Origin of the sequence: Limosilactobacillus gastricus PS3 (assembly GCF_000247775.1) — a bacterium.
Taxonomy (GTDB): Bacteria; Bacillota; Bacilli; order Lactobacillales; family Lactobacillaceae; genus Limosilactobacillus; species Limosilactobacillus gastricus_A.
Window position 1 is genome coordinate 1 of record NZ_AICN01000033.1, and the last position, 13,124, is coordinate 13,124.

13 protein-coding genes are annotated in these 13,124 nt (G+C 45.4%); 4 read left to right on the forward strand and 9 right to left on the reverse strand.

The window, feature by feature from the left end:
- Window positions 1–185: 185 nt before the first annotated feature.
- Complete coding sequence (locus PS3_RS04170) at window positions 186–980, reverse strand: metallophosphoesterase (RefSeq protein ID WP_050950827.1); 795 nt, start codon at window positions 978–980, stop codon at window positions 186–188.
- Between the two features lie 93 nt (window positions 981–1,073).
- On the opposite strand from PS3_RS04170, the gene PS3_RS04175 reads away from it, so the two are divergent.
- Together PS3_RS04175 and PS3_RS04180 are read left to right on the forward strand one after the other, a co-directional pair.
- Window positions 1,074–2,099, forward strand: coding sequence for a zinc-dependent alcohol dehydrogenase family protein (locus tag PS3_RS04175; RefSeq protein ID WP_007122151.1), 1,026 nt, complete (start codon window positions 1,074–1,076; stop codon window positions 2,097–2,099).
- Window positions 2,100–2,259: 160 nt separating this feature from the next.
- Entirely contained in the window at window positions 2,260–3,303 is a 1,044-nt protein-coding gene (locus tag PS3_RS04180; protein ID WP_040468097.1) for an iron-containing alcohol dehydrogenase family protein, read from the forward strand.
- Window positions 3,304–3,493: 190 nt separating this feature from the next.
- Here PS3_RS04180 and PS3_RS04185 read toward each other — a convergent pair whose 3' ends face one another.
- The 8 genes from PS3_RS04185 to thiD all read right to left on the reverse strand — a co-directional run bounded on the left by PS3_RS04185 (window position 3,494) and on the right by thiD (window position 10,926).
- Window positions 3,494–4,705 (reverse strand): NRAMP family divalent metal transporter, encoded by a 1,212-nt coding sequence (locus PS3_RS04185; protein ID WP_007122152.1) that lies wholly within the window; start codon window positions 4,703–4,705, stop codon window positions 3,494–3,496.
- 12 nt (window positions 4,706–4,717) lie between these two features.
- Window positions 4,718–5,464, reverse strand: a complete 747-nt coding sequence (locus PS3_RS04190) for a LamB/YcsF family protein (RefSeq protein WP_007122153.1) — start codon at window positions 5,462–5,464, stop codon at window positions 4,718–4,720.
- Window positions 5,461–6,831, reverse strand: coding sequence for an acetyl-CoA carboxylase biotin carboxylase subunit (locus tag PS3_RS04195; RefSeq protein ID WP_007122154.1), 1,371 nt, complete (start codon window positions 6,829–6,831; stop codon window positions 5,461–5,463). The genes PS3_RS04190 and PS3_RS04195 overlap by 4 nt, the downstream gene beginning before the upstream one ends.
- A complete protein-coding gene (locus PS3_RS04200) occupies window positions 6,803–7,237 on the reverse strand; it encodes an acetyl-CoA carboxylase (protein ID WP_007122155.1) in 435 nt (144 codons plus the stop codon). The genes PS3_RS04195 and PS3_RS04200 overlap by 29 nt, the downstream gene beginning before the upstream one ends.
- Before the next feature lie 5 nt (window positions 7,238–7,242).
- The gene (locus PS3_RS04205; RefSeq protein ID WP_007122156.1) at window positions 7,243–8,259 is read right to left on the reverse strand and encodes a 5-oxoprolinase subunit C family protein; all 1,017 of its coding nucleotides are present in this window, start codon (window positions 8,257–8,259) and stop codon (window positions 7,243–7,245) included.
- Window positions 8,252–8,971, reverse strand: coding sequence for a 5-oxoprolinase subunit PxpB (gene pxpB / locus PS3_RS04210; RefSeq protein ID WP_007122157.1), 720 nt, complete (start codon window positions 8,969–8,971; stop codon window positions 8,252–8,254). Before pxpB ends, PS3_RS04205 begins: the two co-directional genes overlap by 8 nt.
- Before the next feature lie 225 nt (window positions 8,972–9,196).
- Window positions 9,197–10,027, reverse strand: coding sequence for a glycosyltransferase family 8 protein (locus PS3_RS04215; RefSeq protein ID WP_040468099.1), 831 nt, complete (start codon window positions 10,025–10,027; stop codon window positions 9,197–9,199).
- An 86-nt stretch (window positions 10,028–10,113) separates the two neighbouring features.
- Window positions 10,114–10,926 (reverse strand): bifunctional hydroxymethylpyrimidine kinase/phosphomethylpyrimidine kinase, encoded by an 813-nt coding sequence (gene thiD / locus PS3_RS04220; RefSeq protein ID WP_040468100.1) that lies wholly within the window; start codon window positions 10,924–10,926, stop codon window positions 10,114–10,116.
- A 197-nt stretch (window positions 10,927–11,123) separates the two neighbouring features.
- Here thiD and PS3_RS04225 point away from each other — a divergent pair, with 197 nt between their 5' ends.
- Together PS3_RS04225 and PS3_RS04230 are read left to right on the forward strand one after the other, a co-directional pair.
- Window positions 11,124–12,350, forward strand: a complete 1,227-nt coding sequence (locus PS3_RS04225) for a CPBP family intramembrane glutamic endopeptidase (RefSeq protein WP_007122159.1) — start codon at window positions 11,124–11,126, stop codon at window positions 12,348–12,350.
- Window positions 12,351–12,425: 75 nt separating this feature from the next.
- Window positions 12,426–13,097: a DUF554 domain-containing protein gene (locus PS3_RS04230; RefSeq protein ID WP_007122160.1), complete on the forward strand. Its 672-nt coding sequence runs from the start codon at window positions 12,426–12,428 to the stop codon at window positions 13,095–13,097.
- The last annotated feature ends 27 nt before the right edge of the window (window positions 13,098–13,124 follow it).

Below are 13,124 nucleotides of genomic sequence, written 5' to 3' on the forward strand. Positions count from 1 at the left end.
GACTTAATGTTGACCTTCGGATTGCTAATTGTTGCAATCTTGCATAAGAAGTAATGAAAGACCGCTCATCTAAAACTCTGGTAAAGTTCTGAGCGGTCTTTCCGATATAGAACAAAAACCACTGTTTTAAACGGGCTTGTTTATATTTTTATTATACTTAAAACTCCACCTAGTTACCAGATATATTAGACTAAAATCTTGACCCAGCCATTGGTGTTATCAGAGTATACCTGCATAATTTCTCCATCATCATTTAAAACTACTACATTTCCGTGATTATCCATCAAAGAACCATGGCATCCATTATCGGTAAAAATACGCGCCGGTTCTCCATGGTAACGAATTTCTAGAACCGGACACTCAGGATGCTGGAGAGCACTCAAATGATACTCGTGCCCCTTCGCATCGAACATGACCCCATCTATCATGCTGGTGGGCGTATGTCCCGTGATAATGGTTTTACCGGTTCGATTATGGGCGATGACATTGGTCCCCAAATCATACCAATAGGTTTCGCGCATCCATAAGCGATTCTGGTCACTGGTCGTTAAATAATTGGTGGTCGGCATCACCCCGGCATGGACAAAGATTATCCGATCCGTTTCTAGTAAAGTTGGCAGGCTCTGAATAAAGGCCAAGTAAGGAGAGGCTAGCAATTGGGCTTTAATTTGGTCCAGACTACCAATGCGACTATATAGGGACTGTAAAGTCGTTTTAGCCCCATTAATAAACCAAAGCGAATCTCCATGCTCCACAAAGTCTTGCAACATTTGTTCATGATTTCCCTTTAAGGCCCAGGCCCCTGCATCTTTAACCTGATCCATGACGTATTGGAGGGTCATTTTGACGTCACGTTTGCCATCAATGTAGTCACCGCCAAAGACCACTTGGGCGTGAGGATAGTCCTGTTTTGCGGCTTCCACCAATTTAATCCAAGCTGCCCCAGTTCCATGAGGATCACTAGCAAAAATGTAAGCCATCGTCCCACCTCCTTTGATCGTTATTATATCATGCTGACTTACCATCTTTAGTGAAGTGATTATAATAGAAGAAAAAAGAAAGAAGATGTTACGATGTCCAATACTAATACCATGTTGGCTTGGCACCTAACCAAGCCCGGTCCCGTGGATCAATCCCCGGCGCCCATCGAGTTAATTGAATGCCCCATTCCAACCCCCGCTACTAACGAGGTCCTGGTGAAAGTCTTAACCTGTGGCGTTTGTCATACGGATCTGCATGTCACGGAAGGCGATCTGCCGATGCATCAAGAACACGTCACCCCCGGTCACGAAATTGTCGGTGAAGTGGTCGCTAATGGCTCATCCGCCCACCGCTTTCAAAAGGGCGATCGAATTGGAATTCCGTGGTTCCGACAAGCCTGTGGAGTCTGTCGCTTTTGCCGCAGTGGTCAAGAAAACCTCTGCCCCCATTCGACTTATACGGGCTGGGATCATGATGGTGGCTACGCCCAATATGTAACCGTGCCCGAAGGCTTTGCTTATCGTCTCCCTATGGAACTTGACCCAGTTAGTGCCGCTCCACTCCTATGTGCCGGCATCATTGGCTACCGAGCCTTTAAACGGGCTCAAGTCCCGGCTGGGGGTAGTTTGGGACTGTATGGCTTTGGCGGTTCAGCTTCCTTATGTGCCCAGTTAGCGCTCCATGAGGGCATTGAGGTTCATGTCTTTACGCGTGGCCTAGCTGCCCAAGCCGCTGCCCTTAAAATGGGTTGTGCCAGTGCCCAGGGGGCTTATGATCCGGCACCCAAATTACTCGATTCCGCCATTCTCTTCTCACCGGCCGGCGAAATGGTTCCTAATGCGCTCACTAACTTAGCTCCTGGTGGCACCCTCGCCATTGGGGGAATCCATTTGAGTGACATTCCCAGTCTTAATTATCAAGCGGCCATTTTTCACGAAAAGAATCTGACGAGCGTGGAGAGTAATACCCGCCAAGATGGCGAAGAATGGTTAGCGCTCGCTCATCGCCTCAAGATCATTCCGCATACGACCGAATATCCTTTTGATCAAGCCTTAGTGGCCTTACAACGGGTCAAAAAAGGTAATCTGGATGGCGCACTAGTCTTAAAAATGCCCTAGTAATACTTTAAAAAGTTAAAGCAAGTGAGAAAGATTCTTTACTTCCTGCTTCTCCACATCCGCTCTTACTTGACTTTCTTACAAATTAATAAGGATAACTTGTTATTTTATTAGTAAGTTCTAATATTGTAACTAACCCATTTGTGAGGAGGTTTTCATAATGGCAGAACGGACCATTCGATTAAGCCCGGGTGAATATGTGAATGAACCTGGCATTTTAAAGCACTTACCTGATTATCTCAGTCAACATAAATTATCCCATCCGGTCATCATTACAGATGAAACCGTCAAAAAGGTGATTCCACCTTACCTACCGGATGGGTTTCTTGATCAGTATCCACTGCTTCTCTTTCATGGTAATTGTACTTACGAAGAAGCCGACCGCTTAGCCGATCTTTGCCAACCATACGACGGCATTATTGCTTTTGGCGGTGGTCAGCTTTTGGATAATGTCAAACTGGTCGCCGACAAATTAAACGTCAAGCTATTTAACATTCCGACAGTGCCTTCTAACTGTGCCGCCTTAACTACCAAGAGTATTGTCTACGCAGAAGGTGATCACGAAATGGTCGCTAATCACCGGACGGGGATCACGATTAGTGTCGTCTTAGTGGAACCAGAACTCTTACGGGTCGCTCCTCAACACTATATTCTATCAGGCATTGGTGACACCATTGCCAAGTACTATGAAATTCGGCGGCGACTCCCGAAAGATAATCTACCATTAGTTACTCAACAAGTAGCCCGAAATTTTATTGAAGTCTGTCACCGGGAAATGCTCCATGTTAAAAATGTCGCTACTTTACCTGAGATTGAATTAAAAAATCTTTGGGACACGATCTTTTTAATCGCTGCTTCGGTTGATAATTTCGCCGACGATGATGGGCGGAGTTTAGCGGCCCACACCTTTTATAAGGCTTACGTTAAAATTAAAGACCATCCTGCTTGGACCCATGGTGAAATTGTCGCGCTTGGTAATCTGTTCCAAGTAACACTAGAAGACAATGACGAGCTCGCCACGGAAATTCGCCAATTCTATCCCACGATTGGGCTACCAGTTAAGTTAGCCGATCTCGATATTACCGAAGCTGAGATTCACCCCATAGCTGAATACATCTGTCTGAAAAAGAATACGCGAATGCAATCAGTCTTTCCTGACGTACAAGTGACGGCTGTAGAAGCAGCTTTAAGAAGAATGATCTAAAAAAAGAGAGTAGGAAGAAACACTAATTAACATTTCTTCCTACTCTCATTCTATTAATCACACTCGTAATTACGGTCAAAAAGCGCGCCCCACGAGTCTAACTACGAACTCACGTCGGTCCATTCCGTACCAACATTCGTTCTAGGTTAGCCCTATGGGGCGCCTTTATTGCTTTTTTCCCAGCTTCTTTTTAGAACAAACCAGCAATTGTATTGCAGGCCGCATAAGCCATGAAGACAACGACGATCCAGCCCGTGATTGATAACCAAATTGGATGGCGATAACCATCTCCCATTACCTTCTGTTTCCGACTAGCCAATAAGAGAATCCCTAGGGCAATCGGCAGAATCGTACCATTTAAAGCCCCAACAAAGACCAAAACCTTGGCTGGTTGTCCGATGAAGATATAGATTAAGGTCGAAATCGCAATAAAACCAATCGTGAGCCAGCGTTGCGTGGTCGTTTCTTTGGCTTCTTGGTCATGATTTGTGGCGTAGTTCAAAAAAGAAGTCGAAGTAAAAGTCGAGCCAATCACTGATGACATTCCTGCCGCAAAGAGCAAGAGACCAAAGAACTTATAACCAATTTGGCCCGCAGCGACTTGGAAAATGGTCGCCGCTGGATTATCGGCAGCCAGTTGGTGACCAGCTAACACGACTCCAAGACCCACTAAGAACAAGAGGACCCGAATTAAGGAAGCCAATCCAATTCCCGTTAACGCTCCGAGGTTCACATAATGGGTATCCTTTTGACCTTTCGCACCCCCTTGCAGTAAGCGGTGGCCCCCAGAAAAGGAAATGTAACCACCAACTGTTCCCCCGACAATCGTTAGGATCGAGTAGAAATTAATCTTGGTCGGCGCAAAGGTATGCGTTACTGCGGTAGTATAGGGGATCTTAAAGACACAAAGGACATATACCAAGACTAGGACGGCCGCAATCGCTAGAATCTGAACCGTACGATCGACGACAGGCATCGCATTTTTGATGATTAAAATGATAATTCCCGCTAAACCACTAATAATGGCCCCGGTGGTCACCGGAATTCCAAACATGACGTTTAGTCCCAAGCCAGCGCCGGCAACATTCCCAATATTAAAGAAAAGTCCCCCGATCGCCACCAGGAGTGACAACAGATAACCTAAACCGGGTAAGACCTGATTGGCCACCACCTGGGCCCGTTCCCCTGCCACAACAATAATTCGCCAGATATTTAACTGGACAATCACATCGACAATTATACAGATCAGGATGGCGAAACCAAAGTTGGCCCCTTCGGACTGCGTGAAGGTCGCGGTTTGGGTCAAAAAGCCTGGTCCGACGGCCGACATGGCCATTAAAAAGGCACCACCAATCGCCGCATTCCGTAATTGACGGTGACGGTTACTTGTTGTTTCTTGCATCAGCATTCCCTCCTAGGCATGAATATTAATTCCAGCATCATCAAAGACGGCCCGCATCGTCGTTACTAATTGGCGAGCGGCTGCATTATCACCATGGACACAAATGGTATCGGCCACAATCTTCACTGTTTCGCCAGTAATGGCGGTCACGGTCCCAGTTGTCACCATGGTTAAAGCTCGCTGGGCAACCTGCTGGGGATCCGTTAGGACGGCTCCCATCTGACTTCGAGGTACCAGCGAACCATCGGCTTGATAGGCACGATCGGCAAAGACTTCCGACCGCACTGGTAAGCCAGAGCGTTGCCCGGCGCGAATGAGTTCACTATTGGCTAGTCCATACAGGGGCACTGAAGGATCCACCCGTTTAATACCTTCACAAATGGCTAGGGCCAATTCAAAATCCTTCGCCGCCGCATTATAAAGTGCTCCGTGCGGCTTAACGTGATGCAAATGATGGTCCGGTAAGAAGCCTTGGAGCGCTGCCACTTGGTAAGTCACCATGTCTGCAACTTCTTGATGACTCATGGCCATTTTGCGCCGTCCAAAACCTGCCAGATCAGGATAACCAGGATGAGCGCCGACGGCCACTTGATTCTGCTGGGCTAAAGTAACCGTTTTAGCCATGACATCCGGATCACCCGCATGGAATCCACAGGCCACATTGGCTGAGGTAATCATTGGCAACACCATTGCGTCATCCCCAATCGTATAATTGCCAAAGCTTTCCCCAAGATCACTATTAAAATCAACCGTAATCATTGTTCTACCTCCTGACTTTGTAATTCATCTAACCAGTTCACTGTAGTCTTTAAACGCTGAAAATCTGGTTCTCGTAAAATTTGGGCCAGTTCACCTAAATTGGTTTGGACCCCTTCAATGACTGTTTCATCCACAATCGTTTGCATTTGTTTCAAGACCCGCTGTCGTCGATCACCATAAACAATTAGTTTAGCAATCATCCCATCATAATTAGTGGGGACTTGATAGCCTTGATAAATGGCCGTATCTACCCGTACTCCTTGGCCTCCTGGAAGATGTAAAGCTGTGATCTTTCCTGGAGTTAAGGCATTGATTCGACATTCTAGAGCAAAGCCTTGCGTGGATGGACGCTGACCAGATAAGAGGCCACCCGCGGCCAGCCGTAACTGTAATTCGATCAGATCGACTAGATTAACCTGCTCGCTAATGGCATGCTCGACTTGGATGCGGGTATTCATCTCCATGAAGTAATAAGAGCCATCTTCGTTATATAAAAATTCAATCGTCCCGACCCCTTCGTAGTGGAGCTGGGCAACCGCCACCTCGCATCGACTTAGCATTTCGGAGCGAATGGCCTCGGGAATGACCACGGCCGGCGCTTCTTCAATGACTTTTTGATGGCGCGCTTGGATAGTACAGTCACGTTCACTCAAAGCAATCGCATGTCCATACCGATCAGCAATTATCTGTACTTCAATATGCCGTGGATGGGCTAAATACCGTTCCATGTACATCCGGCGATCATCAAACGATGCCATGGCTTCATCTTGCGCGGTAGCAAATTGTTGGTTTAATTCCTCGGCAGAATGCAAGATCCGCATTCCTTTACCACCACCACCTGCTGCGGCCTTTAACATGATTGGATAGCCAATTTGCTCAGCTTGTTGCTGGGCCGTTGACAAATCGGTAATGATCGATTGACTACCTTCAACAATTGGCAATCCCGCCCGCTGCATGGTCTGTCGCGCTCGTTCTTTATCGCCGAGTAATTCCATTAATTCGGCGCTGGGGCCAATTAATTTAATATGGTTTTCTTGACAGGCCCGGGCTAATTGGGGACTTTCCGATAAGAAACCATAACCAGGATGCAGGGCATCCGCTCCCGTCAATTGAACCGCAGCCATCAAAGCCGCGATATTCAAATAACTTTGACTGGCATTGGCCGGTCCAATCTTGACTGCTTCATCAGCTAGTTTCACATGGAGGGCTTGACTATCTGCATCTGAATAAACTGCTACAGTTGCCAGTCCCAGAACGCGACAAGTCCGAATGATCCGGACAGCAATCTCACCCCGATTGGCAACTAAGACTTTATGGAAAGGCCATTTACTGACGGAATCACTTAATTTGAATAAGTGGTTGTCCATATTCAACCCCCTCCTCATTATTCACTAATACCCGTTCAACGGTCCCTGCTTGATCAGCCATTACATTGGTGAACATCTTCATGGCTTCAATCACGCCCACAATCTGGCCGGGTTCTACATGATCACCAACCTGGACATAGGGCGGGTCTTGCGGTGATTTCGCCGTATAAAAGATCCCCACGGTGGGAGCATTAATGGTTGCCCCATCAACATTGGCTGTCTGGGCCCGGACGGGTTGAGTTAGTTCTGGGCCGTTTAGACTCCTTGGATCAGTTAATGTATTTTCCGCGGTCGTGGCGGAGACCAACTTTATACGCTGATCACCATCTTGATATTCAATTTCTCCTAGCCCCTGGTCTTGCATGATTTGGGCTAAGGCTTCAATTGCTGCTTGATCAATTTTCATTTTGATTACTCCTCAAATAATTGCTGAATACGATAGGCGGCCACCCGACTAATCCCAAAAGGTGCTTGGTAATAGGCCTTATGAAATTTTTGACGAAGCTGGCTTTGTGAATGCGAGCGTTCCCGAATTAAGGCCTGCGCCTCTTCTAAATCAATCAATTCGAACTGGATCGCCTGACCAGGTCGGGATTGCGCTAAGAGCCGGATGTCAACCGTCGCGAGCACGGCAATTAAAGGATAGCCGCCCGTGGTTTGGCGATCGGCTAATAAAACAATCGGCTGTCCCCCATTAGGCACCTGAATCCCACCAAAGACTGTCGCCGCTGACAGCATTGATTTATCAGGCGTCGGCAGCTGTGGCCCGCTGAGTCGATAGCCCATCCGATCAGCATCTTTGGTGACCTCATATTGACTATTGATAAACTGGGCTTGGGTTGCCTGGTCGAACCAAGACCACTGGGGCCCTTTTAAGATCCGTAACCTTAATGGCTCCGCAAGATCTGGTAAGGGTAAGGCTTCGGTGGTGCGATGATAATAGGCCGGCATTAATTCACATTGCATGACCGGCAAGCGATCACCACTTTCTAGAATCCGCCCGTTTAAGCCACCTAATTGGATCCGAGTCGTGGTCGATCGACTACCGAGAACTCGGGGCACCCGGACTCCGCCACTTACGGCTAGATAGGCAACTTGACCGGCGTGAAGCTGGCCAATGGTCAAAATTTGACCGGCTTGGACACGTTGACATCGATACATGGGAATGGTTTGCCCATCAAGCGTAGCCACCAACTGGGCGCCCGTTAAAGCAATATAAGTGGCATGCGTAAAGTATATCGTCGGCCCTTGCAAGAAAAATTCCAACACCGCAGCTTCATCCCGATTATTTACGAGCGCATTGCCAATTTCGGCCGCTTGACGATCCAAAGCCCCACTCGCCGGAAAGCCAGCTACTTGCGATTGGGTCCGCCCAAGATCTTGGACGGTCGTAAAAGGACCAGGATGAATAATTCGCATTTCAGGCATGGTCAATCACCTCGACTTGATATTGGTCACGTTCGACGGCAGCTTGTATCTGCTTAAATTCACGCTGATTCACTGGAACAAAGCGGACATAATCACCAGCTTGATAGAAGGATTGGGGGGATTGAGGATCGTAAAGTCGGATCGGCGTCTGTCCAATCAAACGCCACCCTCCTGGCGAGGCCACCGGATAAAAACCGGTTTGTTGGCCGGCAATCCCAATACTTCCTGCCGGAATTGACAGTCGGGGAGTTGCTAACCGGGGCATGGCAATTTGTTGATCAACACTACCCATATAGGCAAAACCTGGTAAAAAGCCAAGAAAATAGATCAAATAGTCAGTGTCGGTATGACGCTTGATAACTTCTTCGGGACTAGTTTGGGCAAAGTCTGCCACATCCCCGAGATCCGGTCCAAATTCTCCGCCATACGAGACAGGAATTAACCAGGTCTTTGCTGGCGGTAACTCCATCTGCAATGACTGTTGGATCACTTCATCAAGGCGGTCCATCATTCGTGCCATTGTCGTTTGTTGGGCGTCAAAGTTGACTGTTAAGGTACTGTAGGCTGGGACAACCCCGAGGATTTCCGGACCAGAGATGAGTCTAGCGATCGCTTGCAAACGTTGATTCTCCTGTGGATCGATTTGATTAGCCATTTGGACCATAATGGCTTGATCACCCAAAGGAATTAATTGATAATTTGGCTTATCCATGTACGACCTCCTTAAGAAAAGTTAGTATCCTAATGTTATTTTAATGATTTTCTAAAGTCAATTTCAGTTAGAAATCGCTTTATATCGGGATTTTCGATAGATTTTAATTATTTTTAATTAAGATTATTAACTTATGATTGCAAATTATTATGACAAGTTAAGATTAACTTTTGAAAATTTCGAAAATGATAAAGCATTTTTTCTTTTCCAACCAAAAAAGCACCCCTATTGCAGGGATGCTAAACGACGTAAAGTTAAATTGTAATAGTGTTTATAAAGGGCGGTATAGCGCCCCGTATTTTTATTAGGTAGCCATGGCTTATCGCGACCGCAATAATGCAAAATGACGGTATGTTTCATCACCCAATCCAAGGTCCACTCGCCAAAACTGATTGTCTCATAAGTTCGCCCCTTGCGAGCATCAAAATTATAAAGCTCATCAGGAACCGACTTAATTTGATCGCCATAAAGGGCATTTAACACGTCTTGATCCGGTAATAAAAGGACTAAGCGATTTTCTTCAATATAATTGAAAATATCTTTTTCTTTGACCCGTTGACGAATTAACTCTAGGTTCATAAGGAGAACTCCCGAATTATAATAACCGTCGGCATCAAAATTCTGTAGCCGAATCTTATTAATCACATCCGTCGTATTGGACAAGGCCGTATGAATCGCTGAAGCATAGAGATGATGCGATAAATCCATTTGGTAGAAAGACTGTAAATCGTTAATGCATAAGACATCCGCATCTAAGTACAAAATCCGGTCCAAATCGGCTGGCAAATACTTATAAGCCAAAAGGCGATAATAAATCGTCGTTGGATAACGATCGGTAATGGGGGCTTGCGCAAAATCTTGCGGATCAATCACGACCGGATGATAGGTCATCTTTAATTGTTCACAGTATGCGGCTAATTGCGCACTAGCTTCCAGGGGATGGTCCGCAATCACATAGACCTGGAAGTCTTCGGCGTTGGTGTTTTCAGCAATTGAGGTGAGCACCGTAGCTAGTTGGTTCACAAAGCGATCATCAATTGAAAATAAAAGGTTCATCAGCTTGCCTCCTTGAAAAATATTATAAAGGAGCTGACCACAATTAAACAATAAAATAGCCAGGAAAAACTTTCCCAGCTTGGATCCTATTTTAAGACATCTTGACCAGCCCAATGATTAATTGGACCAAATTTGTGACCCACGGCAATTTCATTTGCAATCGCCGCATGAACAACCCGTTTGGCCTTTTGAACTGCCGTTTCGACATCGTTACCTTTTGCTAATTCTCCCGCAATAATAGCCGAGTAGGTATCACCAGTCCCATTAATATGAGTGGTTTTAACATATTCTTCTGCAAACCATTGCTGGCTACCATCAGCCTTTAGTAGTAAATCTTTGACCGGGTCGGTCCACCCGGCTTCGTGTTGCCCCTTTATGACCACGTTTTTAGCCCCCAGAGCTTGTAAGCGATGAGCAGCGGTGACCATATCGGCATCAGTTTTAATTTCCATTTCAGCTAACTTTTGTGCTTCAAAGAAATTCGGCGTAATCACTTCTGCCAAGGGTACGATCTTCTCCCGAAAGGCTTCGTAAGCCGCTTGTTCTAGTAACATGACCCCATGTTTGGTAATAATCACCGGATCGACCACTAATTTGCCAAAGTGTTGCGGGTCATAGCAATCCGCCACCGTGTTAATGATGTCGATGGTGCCTAACATCCCCGTTTTCGCAGCTTTAATTTCAAAATCGGCCGCTAACACCTTAAATTGTTCCTTAATAAAGTCCGTTGGCATTAATTGTTGCTGGGTAATCCCGTATGAATTTCCCGAAACCACAGCGGTCATAATCCCCATTCCATAGACCTGATCAATAAAAAAGGCGTGTAAATCCGCCGGCATCCCGGCACTACCATCCGAATCGTGCCCGGCAATCGTCAGAGCTTGAACATATTGTGTCATTTTCTTGTCCTCCATCGTTTTTGATGGGCCCATTATAGCATGAGAATTAAAATATCATGAGAATCAACCTGATTTTATCGAAATTGTAACGATACGATTAATGGGACTATGAATAACGAATTTACGTTCGGATTATTTGCCGCGAATGATTATTTATATGTTATGATTAGATTATTATTGCTTGAAAGGAGCTCGCAATGTCTGGAAATGATTATTTAAAGATCTGGCATTACGCTCAGCTTGGCATCACCCTCTTCTTCATAGTCGTGATTGCCATTTGGGAAACTGTCCACACCATTCAATTATCCGCCTTCGTCATTACGGTCGGCATCTTCTTCGTGCTTTTCCTAATGGGTGACTTTGTGAAACGCAAACCCCAATGGTTAACCATTATCATGGATTGGCTAAAGGCGATTGTTCAACCAATTGCTTTAATTCTCGTCTGGGCGATTGTGACGCGCCAAATCATTGTCCATACTGGTTTAGCTGTCCGGGGAGTAATTTCTTTATCCTTTATTATCTACATTATTATGTTCATTCCTTTTGCTGGAACGGTCGCTAAACATTTCACTAATCCAATTAGTCGGATAATCTTCTTATTATATTGGTTTTACATCATCTTATTTATGCCCCGCTTTGTCTTTCCCCCACGCTATGCAGGCCCAATGATTTACCAATGGATGATCGAAAGTGGTTTTATCTTCTCGCTAGCCCTCTTCTTATTAGTTGTCGTTGCTATGCGAACTTGGCACCTTTCATGGCCCGGCATCGCCCCACGCTACCAAGAAGGAACGCGCTGGTGGATCGTTTTGCTTTTGATCTTGATTCCTCTAATCTATATTAGCCTAATTTCAGTAACACCTGATTATCAGGAAGTCTTACATAAATTGATGACTTTCAATTTTCATGAGCTCGGTATTAATAAATTATTCTTATTAACTGCTTTACGAGCCGGAATCAGTGAGGAAGTTATTTTTCGCTTTGGTTTAATCGGGGTTTTGCTTGGCGCCCTCAAAAATCATCGGGGCCGGATTGCTTGGTCACTCTTGATTTCTTCCCTAATTTTTGGCGGCATGCACTTGATTAACTTGCGGCTCCAACCTATCGGGACCACCCTCTTGCAGGTTGCCTTTGCTTTTGGACTCGGCCTATTATTTGCTTGCGTCTATTTATATACTGGTCAACTATGGTTAACAATTTTGTTCCATTTTCTAGTTGATTTTCCTAGCTTTGTGATCAGCCACGGAATTGTTTCTACAGCGACCGTTAGTTCAGCTAGTTTGATTACCATCACCATTTTAGTGCTCATCTTTGCTAGTCCGTTATGGTGGCTACTAGTTGGCAAAAATCGCTTAGTAATGCAACGACATGCCGACCATCTTTCGGGAACCAATCAACATTTTGACTACAAAATGAATTTTTAACCCTAGCGGCTTGATCTGTTTGATCAAGCCTTTTTTCTATGCTAACATTGAAATTTGTGATATGGAGGTACAATTATGATCGGAATTTGGGCGAATGTGATCGCCATTATTGTTGGGACCCTGATCGGCTGGCTTTTTAAACGTCGCTTAAGTGATAAATATATTGATGCCCTTTGGCAATCGTTAGGCCTCTTAGCCCTGGGTGTAGGTATTCAAACCGTTGTTAATAATATGAATAAGAGTCACTATCCCCTCTTATTTATTTTTAGTCTGGCTATTGGGATTCCTTTAGGCACCTTCTTTAATTTGAATGATCGGGCCACGGGCTGGATTGATCGCCACTTCCAATCTCATCTGGGTGAAGGGGTGGCAACGGCTTCCTTTTTAGATGGTATTGGGGCATTGGCCATTTTAGGACCGGTCACTGCTGCCACCAATGGAAATCAAACTATGCTCTATACTAACGCCATGTTAACTCTAGTTTGTGGAATTATTTTTGGGACTAGCTTTGGTCTGGGGATGATTCTAGAAAGCCCGATTATCTTCATTTGGTTTAGCTTTATTTACTTTGTCACCAAGTATTTGTCGGCTTCTTACTTTTCCAATTCATTAGTTGTTGAAATGTCGGTTGTCGGTGGCTTTCTGGTGATGGCTGGTGGCTTGTCCTTACTAAAGATTCGCGAATTTAAAACGGTTGACATGCTACCGTCCTTGTTGGTTCCAATGATTTATTTCTTGTTTATATAAAAGAAAATCTGAGGAAAAAGCATAAAG